Annotated in this window: 17 protein-coding genes and 1 tRNA gene; 9 read left to right on the plus strand and 9 right to left on the minus strand. The window is 42.4% G+C overall.

The annotated features are described in order from the left end of the window. Nucleotides 1-290: 290 nt before the first annotated feature. The 3 genes from C5745_RS03675 to C5745_RS03685 all read right to left on the minus strand — a co-directional run bounded on the left by C5745_RS03675 (nucleotide 291) and on the right by C5745_RS03685 (nucleotide 3,517). Nucleotides 291-1,637, minus strand: a complete 1,347-nt coding sequence (locus tag C5745_RS03675; protein WP_105715636.1) for an OmpA family protein — start codon at nucleotides 1,635-1,637, stop codon at nucleotides 291-293. A gap of 159 nt (nucleotides 1,638-1,796) precedes the next feature. Next, on the minus strand, nucleotides 1,797-2,657 hold the full coding sequence (locus tag C5745_RS03680) for a universal stress protein (protein ID WP_105715637.1): 861 nt from the start codon (nucleotides 2,655-2,657) through the stop codon (nucleotides 1,797-1,799). Between the two features lie 11 nt (nucleotides 2,658-2,668). Beyond that, on the minus strand, nucleotides 2,669-3,517 hold the full coding sequence (locus tag C5745_RS03685) for a universal stress protein (RefSeq protein ID WP_105715638.1): 849 nt from the start codon (nucleotides 3,515-3,517) through the stop codon (nucleotides 2,669-2,671). A gap of 241 nt (nucleotides 3,518-3,758) precedes the next feature. Here C5745_RS03685 and alaS point away from each other — a divergent pair, with 241 nt between their 5' ends. The 3 genes from alaS to C5745_RS03700 all read left to right on the plus strand — a co-directional run bounded on the left by alaS (nucleotide 3,759) and on the right by C5745_RS03700 (nucleotide 8,266). Beyond that, a complete protein-coding gene (alaS, locus tag C5745_RS03690) occupies nucleotides 3,759-6,371 on the plus strand; it encodes an alanine--tRNA ligase (protein ID WP_105715639.1) in 2,613 nt (870 codons plus the stop codon). Nucleotides 6,372-6,386: 15 nt separating this feature from the next. Beyond that, complete coding sequence (locus tag C5745_RS03695; RefSeq protein ID WP_105716018.1) at nucleotides 6,387-7,481, plus strand: TlpA disulfide reductase family protein; 1,095 nt, start codon at nucleotides 6,387-6,389, stop codon at nucleotides 7,479-7,481. A gap of 95 nt (nucleotides 7,482-7,576) precedes the next feature. Continuing rightward, entirely contained in the window at nucleotides 7,577-8,266 is a 690-nt protein-coding gene (locus C5745_RS03700; RefSeq protein WP_105715640.1) for a response regulator transcription factor, read from the plus strand. Nucleotides 8,267-8,304: 38 nt separating this feature from the next. On the opposite strand, the gene C5745_RS03705 is transcribed toward C5745_RS03700, so the two are convergent. The 3 genes from C5745_RS03705 to C5745_RS03715 form a co-directional block, all read right to left on the minus strand. Continuing rightward, nucleotides 8,305-10,113: a glycoside hydrolase family 15 protein gene (locus tag C5745_RS03705; RefSeq protein WP_105715641.1), complete on the minus strand. Its 1,809-nt coding sequence runs from the start codon at nucleotides 10,111-10,113 to the stop codon at nucleotides 8,305-8,307. After that, a complete protein-coding gene (locus C5745_RS03710) occupies nucleotides 10,110-12,344 on the minus strand; it encodes a bifunctional alpha,alpha-trehalose-phosphate synthase (UDP-forming)/trehalose-phosphatase (RefSeq protein WP_105716019.1) in 2,235 nt (744 codons plus the stop codon). The genes C5745_RS03705 and C5745_RS03710 overlap by 4 nt, the downstream gene beginning before the upstream one ends. A gap of 182 nt (nucleotides 12,345-12,526) precedes the next feature. Continuing rightward, nucleotides 12,527-12,608, minus strand: a tRNA-Leu gene (locus C5745_RS03715). 223 nt (nucleotides 12,609-12,831) lie between these two features. Between C5745_RS03715 and C5745_RS03720 the strand changes: the two genes are divergently transcribed. After that, the gene (locus C5745_RS03720) at nucleotides 12,832-13,302 is read left to right on the plus strand and encodes a hypothetical protein (protein ID WP_105715642.1); all 471 of its coding nucleotides are present in this window, start codon (nucleotides 12,832-12,834) and stop codon (nucleotides 13,300-13,302) included. Nucleotides 13,303-13,376: 74 nt separating this feature from the next. Here the strand turns inward: C5745_RS03720 and C5745_RS03725 are convergent, their stop codons facing one another. Next, nucleotides 13,377-13,961 carry an NUDIX hydrolase gene (locus C5745_RS03725; RefSeq protein WP_243403242.1) on the minus strand — a complete coding sequence of 195 codons (585 nt, stop codon included), beginning with the start codon at nucleotides 13,959-13,961 and terminating at the stop codon, nucleotides 13,377-13,379. A 22-nt stretch (nucleotides 13,962-13,983) separates the two neighbouring features. On the opposite strand from C5745_RS03725, the gene pyrE reads away from it, so the two are divergent. From pyrE to trxB, 4 genes are all read left to right on the plus strand, one after another. Further along, nucleotides 13,984-14,628: an orotate phosphoribosyltransferase gene (pyrE, locus tag C5745_RS03730; protein WP_105715644.1), complete on the plus strand. Its 645-nt coding sequence runs from the start codon at nucleotides 13,984-13,986 to the stop codon at nucleotides 14,626-14,628. A gap of 20 nt (nucleotides 14,629-14,648) precedes the next feature. Beyond that, a complete protein-coding gene (locus tag C5745_RS03735) occupies nucleotides 14,649-15,047 on the plus strand; it encodes an SRPBCC family protein (RefSeq protein ID WP_105715645.1) in 399 nt (132 codons plus the stop codon). Between the two features lie 155 nt (nucleotides 15,048-15,202). Then, nucleotides 15,203-16,141 (plus strand): 3'-5' exonuclease, encoded by a 939-nt coding sequence (locus tag C5745_RS03740; RefSeq protein ID WP_105715646.1) that lies wholly within the window; start codon nucleotides 15,203-15,205, stop codon nucleotides 16,139-16,141. A gap of 98 nt (nucleotides 16,142-16,239) precedes the next feature. Next, nucleotides 16,240-17,208, plus strand: coding sequence for a thioredoxin-disulfide reductase (trxB, locus tag C5745_RS03745; protein ID WP_105715647.1), 969 nt, complete (start codon nucleotides 16,240-16,242; stop codon nucleotides 17,206-17,208). A gap of 37 nt (nucleotides 17,209-17,245) precedes the next feature. On the opposite strand, the gene C5745_RS03750 is transcribed toward trxB, so the two are convergent. Further along, nucleotides 17,246-18,034, minus strand: coding sequence for a Cof-type HAD-IIB family hydrolase (locus C5745_RS03750; RefSeq protein WP_105715648.1), 789 nt, complete (start codon nucleotides 18,032-18,034; stop codon nucleotides 17,246-17,248). Nucleotides 18,035-18,076: 42 nt separating this feature from the next. Here C5745_RS03750 and C5745_RS03755 point away from each other — a divergent pair, with 42 nt between their 5' ends. After that, entirely contained in the window at nucleotides 18,077-19,264 is a 1,188-nt protein-coding gene (locus C5745_RS03755; RefSeq protein WP_105715649.1) for a class I SAM-dependent methyltransferase, read from the plus strand. An 8-nt stretch (nucleotides 19,265-19,272) separates the two neighbouring features. Here C5745_RS03755 and C5745_RS03760 read toward each other — a convergent pair whose 3' ends face one another. Then, complete coding sequence (locus C5745_RS03760; RefSeq protein WP_105715650.1) at nucleotides 19,273-21,357, minus strand: TonB-dependent receptor; 2,085 nt, start codon at nucleotides 21,355-21,357, stop codon at nucleotides 19,273-19,275. Nucleotides 21,358-21,362 lie beyond the last annotated feature (5 nt).

Here is a 21,362-nt window from a genome sequence, read left to right on the forward strand (position 1 = left end):
AAACAGAACATGCCTTCCGGTCTTCCCAAAACCATTACAGAATCAGAAAAACAGAAAACCTTCGATAAAAATATTGGGAAACCTCCAAAAATGAAAAAGCCGCCTCAGTTATTTTTGAGACGGCCTCCTTCCTTAACATCTAGATGCCGCATCCGAATGTTTTACAACTGTACGAACTTATTCTTAGTACTATCCTTAATGTAAAACATTCGAAGCGGCGAGGTTTACCTTCGGTGAGCTCCACTTCGTTCCGGTTTTGCTTCTTTTTCACGGGGAAAAAGAAGAAGAAACTAGTACAATGTAAATTCTACGCGACGGTTTTGCTGTCGGCCATCGGCAGTAGCGTTTGTCGCAATTGGTTGTGTTGGGCCATACCCCGTAGCTTCAATACGGGAAGCATTAGCTCCTTTAGAAACCAAGTATGATTTTACGGCTTCGGCACGCTCTTTCGACAAGCGCATATTGGTTTGCATAGAACCGGTGTTGTCCGTGTGTCCAGCAAGTTTCAAACTAAAGTTTTTCTCGATGAGTAGGGTAGCTACCCTATTCAATGAAGGGTAGGAGCTTGAACGAATAGTCGATTTTCCTAAATCAAATTCTAGGTTTTTAATGGCTTCATCGACTACTTTTCTGTCTTCTTCCGTCACAACAATCTTTTCAATTACTTTCGTTTCATTTTTCATTTCCGGAAGGGGGCAACCAGAACCATCTACCTTAACACCAGCCGGTGTATTTGGACATTTGTCGAATTTATTTGCAACACCATCGCCGTCATCGTCTTGTAGGTCGTTGTTTAAACCAGCAAGCTGTGCAGACAAGGCTTCGTTTGCTTGTTTTAATGCATCGTTTTGTGCCTTCAGGTCGTCGTATTTCACGGTGTAGTCGTTGACCAATGTGGCAACGGGATTAGAGTTGTTAAGTGCAGGTTTAAAACTATTACCTAATGCGATTTCAAGCCCGGCATGTGCGTAAGAGAACAGGTCATTTTTAAATGTACCACCTGCTTTTCCATCGAAATGCTGATTTGCCCAGTTCAACTGATAGCCTAGATCAATGTTAATGCCTCTGGCAACAGCAAACTTGAGTCCGAAATCCGCGGGTACATACAGTTTGGTCGTCGCATCATGTGTTGTGGCAGCGCCATCTGCGTCTGTCACTGTTGTTTCAAAGTTCAGGGCACCGATACCTACTGCGAAATAGGGTTTGATAAAGCTATTGAAGAAGCGCCAGTTGGTATTGGCCATTGTCCACTCTCCAGATAATGCAGCCGACCAAGGTGTTTTTGCTTCAAATGCGGCGATACCTGTTCCGGTGACATCTTCATTTTTTCCAGCGACTTTTCCACCCATATATTGGGCTTTTAGGCCGAAAGAGGGGGAAATTTGCTTTTTAATATAAGCGCTATACCCAAGGTTGTGTTCTAATTTGTCGAAACCGTCTTGGTTGAAACCGAAGATATTAGACTGGTTCAATACACCTGCATTTAACCCCACTGACCACGTTCTGTATTGAGTTTCGGAGCCGAGGGGAGTAGTGCCCTCAATACTACCTTGTTTTTGAGCCTGGGCAACAGAAATAGTGCCCAAGAAACTGGCCATACCAACGATGGCTACATTTTTTAAGTTGAAGTTCTTCATATAAGACTATTAATAATATTTGTATATCAACATGCGCTGCGATGCAATTGTTTGCCAAAAGTAGGCCGGAAACATGAATGTTGTGCGAAAAGCATCCAGAAAAAAAACGCTTGTAGCATAGCGGCTACAAGAGAAGAGAAAGATGTCATACGAGGCGTTTTAATAAGCGCGTACCGGAGCAAATAAAGTTGGTATGGTCATATTGTAAGCCATCTTCCGCACAATGTTTTCTTCGACCAGCTTTCGGAAAATACTTTTACGGCTACGGGTAATAAGTAGGAAATCTATCTGCTCGTCTATTAATACATTAGAAATAGCGTGTGATACATTTTCCGCGGCTCGATTGTATAGCACTTGTGGCTTTATGGTATAGGAAATGTTCTGTATTTCAGTTCGGTTGATTATCTCTTCAATCCAGCTTTTGAATTGTGTATCAATATCGCTGATACGTCGGTCATCTTTGTTCACATAAATCAATACAAGCTCGAAGTCGGCGCCAATAAGCTTGATAGCGTGCAGGAGTACCTCGATTTCCCCCTCCTTAAAGTTACAGAGTAAACCAACTCTGTCTTTCTTGAGTTTTCCAGTGTTTTGCGGGACCCCAAGTACGGGGGTTTTCGTATTTAAAATGACATCATATGTATTACTGCCTAGAAATACTGCTTCCAATCCGGAAGAACCTTTTGTTCCCATAACAACGGCATCGTAATTGAATGTGGCAGTCACTTTACTGATCTCTTCAAACAGATTACCCTCTTTAAATACACTGTTGAATTTAATGTCGGGATATTCACTATCGAGATTTGCTAAGAGCCTTTTCATCTCGTTTTCCGAAATTTTTACCTGTGGATCTTCAATAGGGTAGGCTTGTCGGTTTACATACGAATTGGAATGGTGCGTGAAAACATGGATAAGGTCCACTTCTTGTTTTCGTTCATTTTGCGAAATGACCCCACAAGCATACTGAATAGCGGTTAATGAGTGCTCGGAAAAATCAACGGGTATTAATATTTTGTTCATGATATAATTGTTTATATTGTTTTCCCAAAAAAAGCAGGCTTTTGCAGTCGCAATGTCATGGCTTTGGATACCGACGAGGTGAACAATCTTTCAAAAAAGGTTTTTCTAGTCTTTGAAACCAAAATAATGTCAATGTCTTGCACATCAATCAATTTACTGATAACCTCCGGTATAGTATCTTGATCCTTATCTTCTTTTAACGTCGGAGCTATTATTTTGGTCGTATGTCTCACCGCGGAAAACTCGTCCACATTAAATCCCCAAGAATCTAATCGGTTGTTTACGGAGGTTACGCTTTCACCTTCCTTGTAAACATGTATGAGTGCCACGTCGATCTCCTGTTTGAAAATATGGACGAACTCTTGAAGCGTCGTCAGCTCCTCTTGCTTGAAATTGGTTAGCAGTCCCACCTTTTTTATCGCTGTCGTGATATGGATATTAGGTATGACAATGACTGGAATAGGTGATTTTGCTACAATCAACGCCGTGTTGCTTCCCCAGAATATATTTTTGTTTGCCGATGCTCCTGTAGTACCCATGGCGATAGCGACGTAGTCTCCCCTTTTTGCCTCCTTGAGGAGTGCCTCCTCCAAAAGCCCCCGATCATTGTGATAGGATATAGCTACGTCAGGATATTGAGCTTGAAGCCTGCCTACCCAATCCTTAATAGTAAGGTCGGCCTTTAATAAATCAGATTCCTCTTGGTCTTCTTCTAACTCGTTCTCCTCGAAACCCGATGAGACTGCCGTATAGAAATGAATAACGTGCAAGCTATAATGATGCCTTTTTGCCATATCTGCAGCATACCGAGCAGCCAAGAATGCATTTTCTGAAAAGTCCGTTGGTACTAAAATTTTCATTAGAATAATTTATTTTCATTGGTAATGAAGCTTGCATGGACCAACGATCCACATCTTTTTTCGGAGTGGTAGGTCATGCAGGTTTCTTCATTAGAAGTTGATGTTACTGTATAAAAGTACAAATAATATGTGGTTTTCAGAATTTAAAAGTTCGTGATTGGACGAGTGGAATACTATGCATTGTGAGAGCAAGCATTTTTAGCTATTTTTGTACCTCAAAATAAGTATATATTAGGATTCCATGACCAGTAAAGAAATACGCGAAGCTTTTTTAAGTTTTTTTAGGGACAGGTCCCATCACGTCGTGCCATCAGCTCCCGTAGTTGTTAAAGATGATCCCACGTTAATGTTTACCAACGCAGGGATGAATCAGTTTAAAGAGATTTTCTTGGGAGAGGTACCGGTAAAATATTCTCGTGTTACGGACACGCAGCGCTGTTTACGCGTATCGGGGAAACACAACGATCTGGAAGAGGTCGGTATCGATACCTATCATCACACGCTGTTTGAAATGCTCGGCAACTGGTCTTTTGGTGATTATTTTAAGAAAGAGGCCATCGCGTGGTCTTGGGAATTGTTGACGGAAGTGTACAAGTTGGACAAGGACCGCTTGTATGTGACGATTTTTGAGGGTGATCAGAAAGAAGGACTGGAGCGGGACCTAGAGGCTTACGATCTGTGGAAAAACCACGTAGCAGAAGACCGGATCTTATTGGGGAACAAGAAAGATAATTTTTGGGAAATGGGAGAGACGGGGCCGTGTGGTCCGTGTTCAGAAATCCATTACGATATGCGTCGGGATGAAGAGCGTGAAGCGGTAAGGGGACAGGATCTGGTCAATGCCGACGATCCGCAGGTTATCGAGATATGGAACCTGGTATTTATACAGTTCAACCGTCTGAAGAGCGGGAAATTAGAACCGCTGCCTGCCAAGCATGTAGATACAGGCATGGGTTTTGAGCGTTTGGTCCGCTCTATCCAGGGGAAGACATCGAATTATGATACCGACGTTTTTCAACCTATTATACAGTTTATCGCAGAGAAGGCAGGGACAAAGTATGGCGCCGACGAAAAGATGGACATCGCCATGCGTGTACTGTCCGACCATATACGTGCCGTAAGTTTCGCTATCGCGGACGGACAGTTGCCTTCCAACAATAAGGCAGGTTATGTTATCCGACGTATATTGCGAAGGGCAGTGCGCTATGCCTATACTTTCCTCGGTTTCAAAACACCATTTATTAATGAACTGGTGCCACTTTTGGCAAAGCAGTTTGAAGGCGTGTTCGACGAACTTATACAACAACAGGGCTTTGTACAGAAGGTCGTGCTGGAAGAGGAAGTTTCTTTTTTACGTACACTGACCACCGGGATACAGCGATTTGAGAATTACACCGCAGAGCATAAGACCATTGACGGTGATTTTGCCTTCGAACTGTTTGATACCTATGGTTTTCCTGTTGACCTCACTGGGTTATTGGCACGGGAGAAAGGTCTGCATGTGGATATGGACGGCTTTCAACGTGCCCTACAACAGCAAAAAGAACGCTCGCGTGCCGCAACGGCCATCGATACCGGCGACTGGGTTACGGTATCGGAAGGGGATGAAACAGATTTTGTGGGATACGATGATCTGGAAGCGACCACGCAAATATTAAAATACCGAAAGGTAACTACAAAGGGAAAGCAACAGTATCAGCTTATCCTTTCGGTGACGCCATTTTATGCGGAAGGAGGAGGACAGGTCGGCGATACGGGACTGCTGGTCTCTGAAGCGCAGGAAAAAATTTATGTTACGGATACCAAAAAGGAGAACGGTCTTATCGTACATTTTGTGAAGGAACTGCCGTCGGTGCTGGTAGGAAACTTCACTGCAACAGTAGATCGTGACAAACGTATCGATACGGAGAATAATCATTCCGCTACTCATTTATTGCATGCTGCGTTGAAGCAGGTGCTAGGCGACCACGTGAACCAAAAAGGTTCGTTGGTATCTCCTGATATCTTACGTTTTGACGTTTCGCATTTTGCGAAAATTACCACAGAAGAACTAAAGCTAGTCGAAGACATCGTCAATGGAAAGATTCGCGAGAATATACCGTTGAAGGAAGAACGCGATATGCCTTACCAGCAGGCTATCGAATCAGGAGTGACAGCCCTGTTCGGAGAAAAATATGGGGATCATGTGCGAGTGGTTACTTTCGATAACTGTTTTTCAAAAGAGCTCTGTGGAGGTACACATGTCCGTGCCACCGGTCAGATTGGATTTTTTAAGATAGTTTCGGAATCCGCCGTTGCTGCAGGCGTACGACGGATTGAGGCAGTTACTGGGTCGAAGGCCGCGGCGGTAATCCGTGAACAGTTTGAGTTAATCGATAGTATGCGAGAACTGATGAACAGTCCTAAGGATTTTCTGTCGACACTCGAAAAGGTGCTGAATGAGAATAACGAGCTAAAGAAGGCGGTCGAAAAGCACATTCGTGAAAAATCATTGCGGATGAAGCAGGAACTGGAAGACAAGATGGAAAAAATCAATGACATCAATTTTTTATCGATGATAGTCGATCTTCCTAGTCCGGACGCAGTGAAAACACTAGCATTTGCTTTGAAAGGCGCTATGGATAACGTGTTTGTAGTTTTGGGTGCAAATATTGACGGAAAGCCAAGCCTGACCGTTTCGATTTCCGATGGGTTAGCGAAGGAGCGAGGGTGGAACGCAGGTGCGATTGTTAAGGACTTAGCAAAAGATATTCAAGGCGGCGGCGGAGGACAGCCGTTTTTTGCTACGGCCGGAGGAAAATTAGTTGAAGGCCTTCCGAAAGCAATCGCGAGGGCCAAGGATTTTGTGAAATAACACAAAATGATAGAAATGAAGAAAGCTATTGGTTTACTTGTTATATTGGTTGCATTGTGTTGTGCGTGTTCGAAGACGGATGTAATTTATGTGTCTGGCCATATTGACAACCCTGGAAATGTGAAGGTTATTGCTTTTTACGAAGGTGATAGAAAGTTGGACTCTGTTTATCTTGCAAACGGGAATAAATTTAAATTTGAAAGACAGGCGACGCAGCCACGCTTGCTTTCTATTCAAGTAGGAAACAATAAGTACCCCGTTATTTTAACCCCCGGAGAACCATTGGAGTTTGTAGCCGATATGCACAATCCAGAGGACTATCAAATAGAAGGCTCTGAATTGACCTCTGCATTAAAGGCATTTGCTCCTTACCAACGTCGGAAAGAATTCGTGCAAGACTCCTTACAAGGTGCTTTTGTTAAGGCTACCTTAAATAAATCAGCGGAAGAGATCGAAAGTTTGCGCTTTGCGTATTTAATGGAGTTTAAATCCAAATTATCATTGTATACACAACAGGTAATAACATTTGCAGAGCAACATAAAAATCTAGCAGGGTTTTATGCTATCAGTACCTTAGATCCAGATATTGCGGAGTCGGAGATCATCAGGTATGCTGATGAAATTGAGGATGAATTTACGGATAATCGATACGTCTCTCAATTTAAAGAAGAAGCAAAGAAACTAAAACGATTGGCTGTAGGACAGCCTGCGCCCGAAATTAAATCATTTACGCCGAATAACAGGACAGTGAAGCTTTCTGATTTCAGGGGCAAATATGTGTTGGTGGATTTTTGGGCTTCTTGGTGTGCTCCATGTAGACAAGAAAATCCAAATATTGTGAAACAATATCACGCTTTCAAAGACAAAGGATTCACCGTACTGGGCGTATCGCTCGACAATAATCCAGGCAGTTGGATGCGCGCCATCGAAGCAGATCAGTTAGAATGGACGCAGGTTTCAGATTTACAGGCATGGAGCTCTGATCTGGTTATAAACTATCGAATCAAAGCTATTCCTACTTCTTATTTAATAGATCCAGCAGGGAAAATATTAGCTAAAAATTTGCGAGGGAAGGAACTTGAAACATTTTTACAGCAAACTTTAAATTAAAATAACATTTAACAACTGTTAAGTGGTTAACAATTTGATAACATATTTTTAACGTTGTCTTACCATTTAGTACATAATTTAGCAAAAAAACAATAATGAACGCCAATCAAAAAATACTAGTGGTAGATGATGAACGAGATATCGTCGATTTAATATCCTATAGTCTTGCAAAAGAGGGCTATCAAGTTTATCAAGCGTACAATGGTAAAGAGGGAATAGAAGTAGCAAAACAGGCTAACCCTGACTTAATTATCTTGGACGTTATGATGCCAGAAATGGATGGAATCGAAGCTTGTCGCTTAATGCGCTCTATGCCAGAGTTTAAACATACTTTCATGGTTTTTCTTACTGCCAGGAGCGAAGAGTATTCTGAAATCGCTGGTTTTAATGTGGGTGCCGACGACTACATTGCGAAGCCTATTAAACCACGTGCTTTAATGAGCCGCATCAATGCTATACTGCGACGTAATAATACGGAATCGGGAATTGATCACGCAGATAAACTTGAAATCATGGATTTGGTAATCGATAGAGATTCCTTTTTAGTATATCGCGAGGGAGAAAAGATTGTTTTGGCAAAGAAGGAATTTGAGTTGCTCTATCTTTTGGCTTCGAAGCCAAATAAGGTTTTTACGAGGGAGCAGATACTAAAGGCTATTTGGGAGGATTCTGTTGTGGTCACAAATCGAACCATTGACGTGCATATCCGTAAGCTTAGGGAAAAAATCGGAGATCATTATGTATCAACCGTTAAGGGAGTAGGGTATAAGTTCGAAGTATCCTAAAAAATTCGATCCGTCAACTAACGGATCGAATTTCATAATTACTCGTATAAACTATCGAAAAAAGTAGGCTTATCCAATTTGACCGCTATACGGTAAGCGGCGTTTATTAGTCCTACATGGCTATACGCTTGTGGGAAATTGCCCCATTGGGAACCGTCATCTTCGTGAACGTCCTCGCTGAAAAGCATGAGATGGTTGGCAAAGGATAAGAGCTGTTTAAACACTTCCTGTGCTTCGTCTAACCGACCGACGCAGGCTAAAGCTTCTACATACCAAAATGCACACACGAGAAATGTCGATTTTGGTTTCCCGAAGTCGTCCTTGTGCAAATAGCGGTAAAACAAACCATGTTTACCTTTTAGCTCTTTCTCCAATTGCTGAAGATGTTTTTTCGCCTTTTCTGATGAGGGATCTAAATAGTTCATCATAATAAGCTGCAGCGTAGATGCGTCTAGGCTTTGACTTTCGGATGCATTGGTGTACACTTCCTTCTCTGTATCATAGCAGCTCTCGATATGCTTTTCTGCCTGTTCGCGAATCGTATTCGCTTGCTGCTCGATGTCTTTAAAACCATATTGTTTGGCAATTTTAAGCGCCGCCGTAGCGCCAGCCCACTGGAATAAGTTGGAGTAACAATGACGATTTTGGAAATTCCTGAATTCCCATATTCCTGCATCTTTCTCGTCGATGGTCTGTGCCATTTTCTGAAGAATAAGATGCGTCCAAGATTTTGCTGTGTGTAAGTTTTGGTGGCGAAAACGATGGTCAGAAAACAACGGGAGCAACGCAATAAGCGCTTGTCCATATACGTCGTTTTGGATGTGTTCCGAAGCTTGATTGCCGACCCGGATAGGTTTATTTCCAAGATATCCATCCAAATATGGAATGGTATACTCTTCTAACTCTGACTGCCCCATAATGCCATATAGCGGCTGCAGCCTGCCTGTATCATTCTGACTGATATTGGCGATATAGGAAGCGTATTTCTCCATTTCCTCGAACTGCCCCAAATGACTGAGTGCGGTTAGTACATAATAGCTATCACGCAACCAGCAAAATCTATAGTCCCAATTGCGTCCAGATCCTGGGTATTCCGGCAAACTGGTCGTACTTGCAGCGATGATTGCTCCTGTATCTTCGTATTGGTGCATTTTGAGTGTGAGAGCTGATCGAATTACTTCTTTTTGATAAAATGCAGGTATAGAGGCGTGTTTTACCCACTTATGCCAGTATTCTTTTGTGCGTAAGAGAAAGTCTTCTGCCGTACGGGCAATAGGGGCCTCAAACGGACTTCCGTAGGTTAATATCAAGTAAACCGGTTGACTCAAGACATGTGTGTTGTCGTCAAAAAAGTGGCTGACCGGCATATTTGTCGCGAGACGTATCTTTATGTGTTCCATTTCAAATTGAACATGGTTACTGCCTCTATACCGATGGAATGACTTACCTCCATATTCGTAGGTGGGGGCGCATATTACACGGATTTTCGGATTACCTCTCATCGGCTCAACTTTTCTAATCAATGTTAACGGCTTATAGTAACGTTCATATTGTTCAAAACGAGGAGCAAAATCCGTGACCCGATACGCCCCGTCCTTCGTTTCTATTTCGGTGCATAAAATGTTTGTATTCTCTAAGTAGAATTGTTTACTATTTGTCGGTTCTTCGGTAGGCGAAATGCGGAATGTTCCTCCAAGCTTTTTATCCAATAGACTACCAAACACGAAAGAATCTTGAAAGGAAGGCCAGCACAACCAGTTTATGTTGGTGTCGTGTTCAATATGCGCAATATAAGCACAGTTGCCTATAATACCCGAGTTATATTTATGCCTTGTCTTTTGGTTCATATTTTTATTGTTTGTGGACCTGATTTGGAATGCTGTGTGGACTCAATTTTTTCAACGAAGTAGTGAACGAGGTTTACCGCGTCTTCTTGGCTTTCTACGTAAAAATGTGCTTCCGACTTTTTATTTCCTACCTTAACCGTAAGGGCCGAAGAAGGAAGCTCGATAAACATATCTTCATCGGTTACATCATCGCCCATTGCAAAAATGAAGTCGGGTTGATAATGGTTCACAATTTCGAGAGCTGCCAAACCTTTGTTGACTTCACCGTTTTTCACTTCGATGACCTTGTCACCTTGAAGCAGCTGCAGCCCGTGTTGCGGAATTAAATAGCGAAGGGAATCAACCAGTTCCTGTGAGCGAAGCTGTCCTAGCCCCTGTTGTGCCTTCCGGTAATGCCAGGCCAGTGAATAGCTTTTTTCCTCGACGGAAGCACCCGCTGTGATATTTGCAAATTTTGTCATAATGTGTCTTACGGGGATTTTCCAGCGTTTGGAAAGCTGTGGGCGATGAGTCCACGTGTGTGAAGGATAGTTCGTCCATGCGCCATGCTCCGCCACGAGATAGTAGTCTTTATTGCCAAACCACCGTGTTAACGTTTCGCGAGGACGGCCACTAATAATGACAATTTGATTCTCATCATCCGACTGTAACTTCTCTAAAATACGATAAAGCGAAGTGGTCGGGGCGGCATCATCCGCGTCTTTGTGGAATCCAATTAAAGTGCCGTCGTAGTCCAAAAAGAACAACCGCTTCTGGCTATTTTGGTACTGATTAAAAATCATTTCCCTAACCCCTTCGCGTACCTTGCGCGACATCTCGTTCTTCTGGATGTGTTTGATTTCCCGCAAGCGATTAAAAAACAACCTGACCCAGTGGTTGATATTAAATTTCTTGACGATGGCGATATTAGCGTCCATACGTTTTCGCTGCTCCTCTTTCGGCATTTCTAAGGCCTGCACAATTGCTTTGCTGATTTCGTCAATTGCGTTAGGGTTAACTTGAATAGCGTCTAGTAACTCTTTGGATGCGCCCGCTAGTTCGCTCAGGATAAGTACTCCCTGCTTATTCTCCTTACTGGCTACATATTCTTTGCAGACGAGATTCATTCCGTCACGCAGAGAAGTGACCAAACAAACGTCCGCGGCGGCATACAATGCGGATAACTCCTCCACCGGATAAGTGTTGTAGTAGTAGGCAATAGGTGTCCACTCGTTAGTACCGTATACGGCATTGATGTGCCCGACGAGCCGATCGATTTCGTCGCGAAGTCGCTTGTATTGCGGGACGGTGTCGCGAGATGGTACAACCAGCATATAGAGAACGACTTGATTGTTATATTGTGGCCAATTAATCAAAAAGTTTTCGAACGCATAGAGGCGTTCGAGTATGCCTTTACTATAGTCTAACCGGTCGATGGAAAGAACGATTTTCCGGTTGTGATAGTGCTCTTTTATACACTTCACGCGCGTCTGCACCTCTTGGTTTTCTGCCAACGCGCTAAATTTGTCGTAGTCTATGCCCATGGGATAAACTTCAATATACACACTTCGGTCGCCTATCTGTAAGCAGTTGTTTTTGATAGTAAGCCCTAAAATATGGGTGCCAGCATTTAAGAAATGCTGTGTATCGTTGTAAGTATGGAATGCGATAAGGTCGGCCCCTAACACGCCTTCCAATAATTCATCCCGCCACGGAATGCATCGAAAAATTTCGTCAGGTGGAAAAGGGATATGCTGAAAATAGCCGATGGATATGTTTGCGTCGCCCTGACGGATTAACCTGGGGAGCAACATCAATTGGTAATCATGAATCCATATTTCATCTTTGTCATTAGGCTGCTCTGCCCACACAGCGTCGCAAAACGCTTGGTTTACTTCTTTGTAGTACTGCCAGTTTTCTTGTTTATAGATGGCGTAAGACAGGCGATAATGGAAGATAGGCCATAACACTTCATTGGAGAACCCTTCATAATACCCTTCGATCTGTTCGGGAGTGAGAAAGACAGGTATAAGGTTGAGCTCCGCGAGTCGTTTGCGGATGATTTCCTTTTCTTCTTCGCATTCGGGGATATATCCCGGCCAGCCGATCCAAATATTATTGTCTCGTTTGTAGATAGAGCCTAACCCGGTTGCTAAGCCTCCTTCACTCTGAATAAATTTTAGTTCTCCGTCATTTTTTTCTATGCGTATTGGCAATCGATTTGATACAATTATTGTTCTTTTTTTATTCATGTGGATGTTTTTCATGATAATACTGGGAAAACCTCTAAAAATTAATAAGAAGTCATAAGAGTAACCTTTAAAAAGAGGAATTGTTTTGGAAAAATTTATTCATCCTTACAAGATAAAAGGTCAATTTTCTAAATTGGTTAACACGAGAAAGCCCCTCTATCATTGATAGAAGGGCTTTTCTGTACCCAGCGCCGGAGTCGAACCGGCACATCCGAAGATATTGGTGTTTGAGACCAACGCGTCTACCAATTCCGCCAGCTGGGCTTGCTGTTTCCTTGTTTGACGTTGCAAATATAGGAGATGTTTTAGTTTTTTCAAAAAAATATTGTTACGTTTTTATAAACGAACTGATTTTGACCTGCTTATTTTTTCTGACAGAACAATCACAGTTAACATTATTTAACGCGTATCAATTAAACGTTTGTGTGGATCTAGCATCTATTCTTTAAAGAAGAATAAATAATTGTTCACCAAAAATACGGAGCATATGAAAAAGACGCTATCATTAGCAGTGTTATTTGCAGGGATTAGTTTAGCAACATTTGCGCAGGAAGAAAAAGGTACGAGACGTCCGATTACTAAAGACCGGAAGCCGCGGATGGAGAAAAGGATACACGGTACACCGGAAGAGGTCGCCAAATTGAAAACAGTGCGTTTGGATAAACATTTAAAATTTACTGACGCGCAACGAGCAGAAGTATATGCTGTACAATTGGCGCAGGCAAAACAAGCGGCAGTTCACCGCGAAGAAATGAAAAACTTGCATGATAGAAAACGTGGGGATATGAAAGATTCCCGAGCGAAAATGAATGAAATTTTGACAGCTGAGCAGAAAGAGCTGTTAGAGAGAAGTTATGCGCAACGTCATCAAGGAAACTTTAAAGGAACGAAAAGGGAATTCAAGAAAAGAGGAATGATAGAAAAGAAAATGACGGGCGCCGAAAATACGGAAGGCTAACATCGTAGATGTTCGTATGTAGTTTAGTTTGTGTTAAGGAACAAGGGGCAGCAACAGCCCCTTGTTCCGTTCTGTCATACCTGCTTAATAATCTGCACAATTAACGGATACGTATTTTTCAACACGACATCAAAATTGTCTCTGTCGATCCAGCGGGCATCCGTAATATCTTCTTCACTTTGCGGGCTCAACTTTGGTGATTTGTTTACCGCCATCTCATACCAATTTGTCTGTTTCAATACAAGGTTTCCGCGCATGGTGTAGATGTGGTAGGTCGTTTGAAGCTTTGGGCCTAAGTAATTTATACGAATGCCGCACTCTTCTTCTACTTCGCGGATAGCAGCTTCTTTCATCTTTTCATTGTTCTCTACTTTACCTTTGGGTAAATCCCATTTTCCCAGTCGGTGTATAAATAGGTACTCGCCATCACCATTTTTGACCAGTCCTCCCGCTGCTTTGATAATTTCGAGACCTTGTAAGACGGATTTGAAAACTTTCTCAATATCACGGTGTATATACAGATAGGTAATACCTTTTGTTGTTTTATGTTTGGACGCTTGAAAAAGTTTTTCGAGATCAATGTCTTGTAAACCAATTGTTTGAACATTCGGTAATTTCTTTGGAAGAAAATCGGCTAAAATAAGCTGACATTCGTTCATATAAATTTTATAAATTTGCGCCATGAATAAGTTAAATGAGGTTGAACAAAAAATTGCTGAATCCTTATTGCAAATTAAAGCAATAAAATTACAACCTAAAAACCCTTTTGTTTGGGCGTCAGGTTGGAAGTCTCCAATTTATTGTGATAATCGTATTGCATTATCGCATCCGGCAATCCGAACTTATATTCGCCAACAACTGTCCCAGTTGATTCAAGAGGAGTTTGGAACCGTCGAAATGATATCAGGTGTGGCAACCGCGGGAATACCTCAAGGCGTATTGGTCGCTCAGGACCTTGGTTTACCCTTTACGTATGTCCGCAGTAGTGCGAAAGACCATGGTCGTCAAAATCTTATTGAAGGAGAAGTTGTTAGCGGACAACGTGTGGTTATCGTAGAAGATTTGATATCTACCGGTAAAAGCAGCTTGTTGGCTGTCGAAGCATTACGCGAGGCGGGATGTAACGTCGTAGGGTTAGTTTCTATCTTTACCTACGGATTTGATCAGGCGGTTAAAAACTTTGCGGATGCTAAATGTCCGTTCTTTAGCTTGTGCAACTATGACGCGCTTATTAATGTAGCTGTTAACAACGGCTATATTTTGGAATCAGACGTAGCGCTGCTAGAACAATGGCGGAGAGATCCTTCGACGTGGACCGGACAATAACGTATTAAAAAACGAAGCATATGACTATTATTCAAAACAGTGTTGATATTCATAGGCCTATAGAAGCAGTCTATGCATTTTTAGCTGACATGAACAACCATGAGCAGTTGATGCCCGACAATATCTACGATTGGTCGTCAACGGAAGACGAAGCTCGTTTTACGATCAAGAATATGGCTAAGTTAGCATTGAAAATCAGCCAACGAGTAGCAAATAAGGAAATTATTTGCATCCCAATTGAGGAAGCACCGTTTGCACTTACTTTAAGGTGGAAATTGGACGATAAAGGTGTAGAAACTACAAATGCAACGTTTGTGATCGAGGCTGAGCTTAATATGATGATGAAGATGATGGCTTCCAGCCCGCTTCAAAAGCTGGCCGACCATCAGGTAAATACATTGAAAAATATACTTGGATAGCATTATTCATTTGCATACGAAAATCGAATCCCCGACGAAACGCCGGGGATTTTTTATTTACGGTGATAATTATGTCATTAATCGGCGATGTGTTTAACAAGACCAAAGAGTTTTGTACATTTGCTGTACGAGAGTTTATAATCAATCGCTATTAGATGGAATTACAATTAAAACGCCCCTTGGCCTTTTTTGATTTGGAAACTACGGGGGTTAATATTGCCGTAGATCGTATTGTTGAGCTATCCATATTAAAAATATCGCCAGGAGGCAAAGAAGAGGTATTGACGATTAAGGTTAACCCCGAAATGCCAATACCTGCTGAATCTTCTATGTTTCACGGAATTTACGATGATGATGTGAAAGATTTTCCTCCGTTTAAAGAACGAGCAGAAGAAATCAGGAATTTTTTGGGAGATGCTGATTTAGCGGGATACAACTCGAATAAATTCGACGTACCTATGTTGATGGAGGAGTTTTTGCGTGCTGGGGTAGATTTTTCGTTAGAGGGAAGAGCGTTCGTCGACGTGCAGAATATTTTCCATCAAATGGAACAACGTACATTGAAAGCGGCCTACAGGTTTTATTGTGATGCATCATTAGAAAATGCACATACAGCAGAAGCCGACGTGCGAGCCACATATGAGGTATTGAAGGCCCAACTATCAAAATATGAAGGAGTGGCTTTTGAAGATAAACACGGAACGGTAACCACTCCTGTAGTGAATGACGTGGAGGCATTGCACCGCTTTACAAATCTGAGCAAACCGGTAGATTTTGCAGGACGCTTAGTATATGACGAGGAAGGCGACCCGTGTATCAATTTTGGTAAACACAAAGGTAGAAAAGTTGTTGATGTGTTTGACGCTGAGCCTAGCTACTATGCATGGATGCAGCAGGGTGATTTTCCAAGATATACAAAGAAGGTGCTCGAAAAACTATGGAGTGAACATCGTGACAAAAGAAAAGAGCAGCAACAAAAGAATCAACCAAGCCGGGTAGAAGCTAACAAGGAACGTCCGCGTAAGGATCAAGCACCTGCTAAACCCATTACGAATGATATGCTTAAGCAGCTCCAGGGGAAGTTTGGAAAATAAGTTTTAAGCGATAAGTTAAAAATGGCGCGTGGTAAGTTGCTCATAATAGGCAAGTCAATCAATCACGAAGCGCGAGTTACGAACAACGAATTAAAAAAATGACAAATACGGAAGAAATGGAACACTTACAGTGCCTGATTGTCGGATCAGGACCTGCGGGTTACACGGCAGCTATTTATGCGGCTAGAGCTGATCTGAATCCCGTAGTATACACGGGCATTGTCCCTGGGGGGCAATTGACACAAACGACGGAAGTGGATAATTTCCCAGGGTATCCCCAAGGTATCACCGGTCCTGTTTTAATGGAAGATTTAAAGAGTCAAGCGGAACGCTTCGGAACAGAAGTGCGTTTTGGCTATGCGACGAAGGTGGAGTTCTCGGAAAATGGCGGTGTACACAAAGTTGAAATTGACGGTTCGACTTGGGTTTCTGCAGACACGGTTATTATCGCGACCGGTGCTACCGCAAAATGGTTAGGGTTGCCATCAGAGGAAAAATATAATGGATTTGGTGTATCTGCCTGTGCGGTTTGTGACGGCTTTTTCTTCAAGGGTCAAGATGTGGCGATTGTAGGCGCAGGAGACACTGCGGCGGAGGAGGCAACATACTTAGCTAAGTTGTGTAGGAAAGTTTATATGCTGGTGCGCCGAGATGAATTTCGGGCATCGAAAGCGATGATACATCGTGTAATGAATACGCCGAATATCGAGGTATTGTACAATACCGAGACTCAGGAAATAGTGGGCAATGAAACAGGTGTGACCGGCGTGCGTGTTATTAATAATCAGACACAGGCAGAGCGTCATTTGGATATCACGGGTTTCTTCGTAGCAATTGGGCACAAACCTAATACAGAATTATTTGCAGATATATTAGATATGGACGAAACCGGTTATCTGATTACAAAGTCCAATAGTACCGCGACTAATATACCGGGCGTATTCGCTTGTGGCGATGTACAGGATCATATATACCGTCAAGCTGTTACAGCAGCAGGTACAGGCTGTATGGCGGCGTTAGAGGCCGAACGTTATTTGGCTGCTAAAGAAAGTTTTGTAGAAGAATAACGAACAGGTAGTGGTGTGATACTTACACCACTACTTTCTATATCACCTTAAAAAACTGTAAAGCATTCCAAATACCGTTATCGTCGACGTCCGTTGTAATGTAATCTGCGATTTCTTTTACCTCTGGGTTTGCGTTCCCCATTGCCACACCGATAGCGACGTGTTTTAGCATGGTGATATCATTCCCGCCATCCCCAAACGCCATAGTCTGCGAAACATCCAGGCCGAAATGTTTACAGAAAACATCGATCCCCACTTGTTTACTCTGACCTTTCGCATTCACATCGGCGAAAAGAGGAGTCCATCTAGACGCAACCGAGTTAGGCATGACGTTTTTCATAAATAGCTCCTCGTCTTCCGGTCCCAAAAAAATATTGGTTTGCAAAATGCTCGAGACGTCTATGTTCTGTAGATCTACGGGTGGGGGGACAGGCAAGTTTAGATGTGCGTACATCCCTGCAACTTCCTGTGTGACATCGTGAATGGAGATTTCTTTTTCAGACATCAACGAAAAACTCAAGGCATGATCACGGCTATATGCTAGCATGGATTCGATATCATTTGCCTCTATGGCTCTTTTAAACAGGAGGTCTCCTTGTTTCGTGACGCAATACCCCCCATTAAAAGTAATGAATCCGTCGAAATCCAGAAACTTAACATGGTCAATGCTATTAATAGACCGACCGGTTGATAAAATGACCTTAATTCCAAGTTTTTGCAATTGTTCAATTGCCTTTCGGGTAGAGGTGGGGACTTGGTGTGTCTTGAAACTTAAAAGGGTACCGTCTATATCGAAAAAGACAGCTTTGATTTTAGGATATTGCATAATACAAAGGTACGATTTCTTTATATTCCCTATCTTTGCGCTATGGATAATTATGCCGCTTTTTTTGATAAAATTCGAGAGTCGATTCAACAGGAGGAATTTATTAAGATTTCTTTAGGAGATTATAATGGCACAGAATTGTACTTGAAAAATGTATATATCAAACCGGTTATTATAAAGCGGGAAAAGAAGTTATCCTTTGTTTTTCGTTATAAGACACAAGACATTACGCAAAACTTTGAGATCGACACAGGTATCGTGGAAATACAAGGGCTTTTGAAAGTAGAAGGATTTCGGGTGGCAACTTTGTTCACAGAAACGGAAAACCTATTATGTCAATTTACTAAAAAGGGAATATGGTCTCTCAGAAGGGAGAACCCAACTGCTAAGAAACCGGTTATTCTCACCCACGATAAACAGAAAGTACGGAAGTTGGATAGCACGGACAAAATTTATTTACGCGAGTTAAAATTGGCGGATGCAAAGGGGAATGTGTATAAAAATGCACAAGATAAGTGGAAGCAAATTAACCACTATATAGAAATATTAAGTGCCATATTACAACGACTACCGCAGAAAGATACGTTAAATGTTGTCGACATGGGCGCGGGAAAAGGTTATCTGACTTTTGCTTTATATGATTATTTAGTACATACGCTTCAAAAGCGGACCTCCCTAGTGGGGGTGGAATACCGTAAAGATTTAGTAGACCTGTGTAACCGAATTGCCGTGAAATCGAATTTCAAGGACTTGCTTTTCATGCGGGGGGCGATAGAGGATTATCAACCCCAAAGTGACCTCGATATCTTGATCGCTTTGCATGCTTGTGACACAGCGACCGACGATGCCATTGCCAAAGGGATTAAACATGACGCAGATCTTATTGTGGTCGCACCCTGCTGCCATAAACAAATCCGTCGGGAAATGGAAAAGAACAAAACAAAGAACGAGTTTGATTTTCTGCTTAAACATGGTATTTTTATGGAACGCCAGGCGGAAATGGTCACCGACGGCATACGGGCGTTGATTATGGAATATTTCGGTTATCAAACTAGGGTCTTTCAATTCGTATCGGATGCCCACACACCAAAAAATGTGTTGGTGGTAGGCGAAAAAAAGACCACGACCGAACAAAAGCGACAAGAGATTTTGGGAAAAATAAAATCTACCAAAGCCTATTTTGGTATAGATTATCACTACCTAGAACGGTTGATGGGACTGTCATGTTGAAGCTAGGTCTACAAGGTAACCTTTACCCCAGCATAATAATTCCGGGTAGGAGCGGGGTTGAAAAATCGATCGCCAAAAGCATTAATATCGTTGCCTAAACTATAGCTTTCGTTCAAGAGATTGTCCACGCCAGCGAAAAATTGCAATTGTCGCTTGTTTTTTAATCGCGAATTCCACGTTCCTTTGGCTTGTATCAAATGAAACTTTTCGGAAAAAACACTATTCGCATCATTTAACGGCATGGCAGAAGTGAAATTATGGGAAATATTCAATCCAAATTGTTTCGGGAAAGCCACAACTAGCGTATTTGTCCAAACCCAGTCTGGTACTGCCGTGACCTTATTGCGGGAAAAATCATTGTCGTCTACGCTGTATTTCCCGAAACGGTAATGACTATAGGAAACACTAGAATGTAGATTTAGGGCCTGAATAAATCTTTCCGTTTGGGGCGCCAGTATATATGCCCAAACCGCGGCTTCGATACCTTTCTGTTTCATTTCGCCCGCGTTGATAAAATATTCCGCACCATTTTCCCGCAATTGGCGAACAATACCATTTTGCATATAATAGTTATAAAAACTAAGATCAGCGATAAATCGTCTACTTTTTGTTTCCAAACGCGCGCCGATTTCATAACTAGTGCCTTTTTCTGGATCTAGTTCAGTATTGATGATATTGTCCGAAGACCGCACCTCCCCGATGGTTGGTGGAGAATATCCTTTGGAAATAGAGCCCCGAAACGCCAATCTATCCATTACGAGATAGGAAGTCGCTATCCTTGGCATCCATATACTCCCGAAATCGATAGCACCGCTTGGATTTGTTATCTCCGGATAGTGTTGACGATAGGTTATTTTCGACTGGTTTAATCCGAGTGAGCCTTCGATCGTCCATCGTTGATGTAGTTTTGCCATGACCCTGTAGAAGAAGCTACTTTGTACATTATCTAAGTTATCTTTTGCCTGCGGAGATGTGGAAATTCCCCCTTCGTTATTGTAGTTGTCAATCTTATTCCATCCCTTTTGTCCTTCAAAACCAAGTTGCATCTGCCATTGAAACTGCGATTTATCTATGTTTCTATATGAAAGGTAGGTACGGAGTCCGAGGTTGTTCTCTTTCCGATATTCGTAATTGGTAATAAACGGATTTTCGAAATCGGTATTAGAACCGAAAATGCTAATCACGTGAGAAAGCTTGTCCGATACCTGAGCATGGTGTGCAATACCACCATAAAATGTTTTGTTGTAAATACCTGCCTGTTGCTCTTTAGCTCCTGGATTACGACCAGCTGCCGGACGAGACATACGTGGATTTTCATTCATCTGTGCTTGTGTCAGTCCGCCGGGCGTACGATAACCTAAATCGCTATACAGAGCAAAAAAACGAATTTCGTTTCTAGGCATGTATTTCCAACGATGCGCCGTTTGGAACGTTTTCTTATTCAGTGCCGTATTATCACGGTATCCGTCTGATCGTGTAAACGACTGATCGAATGAGAAGCTGTAATTATCCGTCACGTTCCGCTGTATAGAAAGCTGTTCTTGAAACAAGCCAAATGATCCACCACTTAATAAGACAGAACTACGATTTTTGCGCACGTCGAAGCCGTTTGGGGCAATGTTAATAACACCACCGGAATTAGCACCATACAAAGAACCATCCGGACCTTTAATGATATGTATAGCATCTATAGCCGCTGGGTCGAGAAGGTTCAGATAGGTATTCCCTCCCGCGTCGGTCAGGGGAAAATCATCCACATAAATTTTTGCATTTCGGATCCCAAAAGCAGATCGGATAAGACTCCCCCGCATCGCCAGACGATAGCTTCCTGGCGAACGTTCTTCCATCCGCACACCTGCTACGGTGTTGAGGGCAGGAAGTAAAGTCGTAGTTTGTTGAGCTTCTATAAGCCCTGAGCTTATCGTTTGTGCTGCTGACGTTAGTTCCAGAATAGGTTGCTTGCTGAAATACGCATTTATATCGACGGGATTAATTTCTTGCCGAGCCGATACGCTGTCGGTTGTTTGGCTCCAAACAGCAAAAGGAATGTATAATGTGATGGTAAAAAGAAAAAATCCAAATTTAGATAGCATGTGTG

The organism is Sphingobacterium haloxyli (assembly GCF_002980525.1).
Taxonomy (GTDB): domain Bacteria; phylum Bacteroidota; class Bacteroidia; order Sphingobacteriales; family Sphingobacteriaceae; genus Sphingobacterium; species Sphingobacterium haloxyli.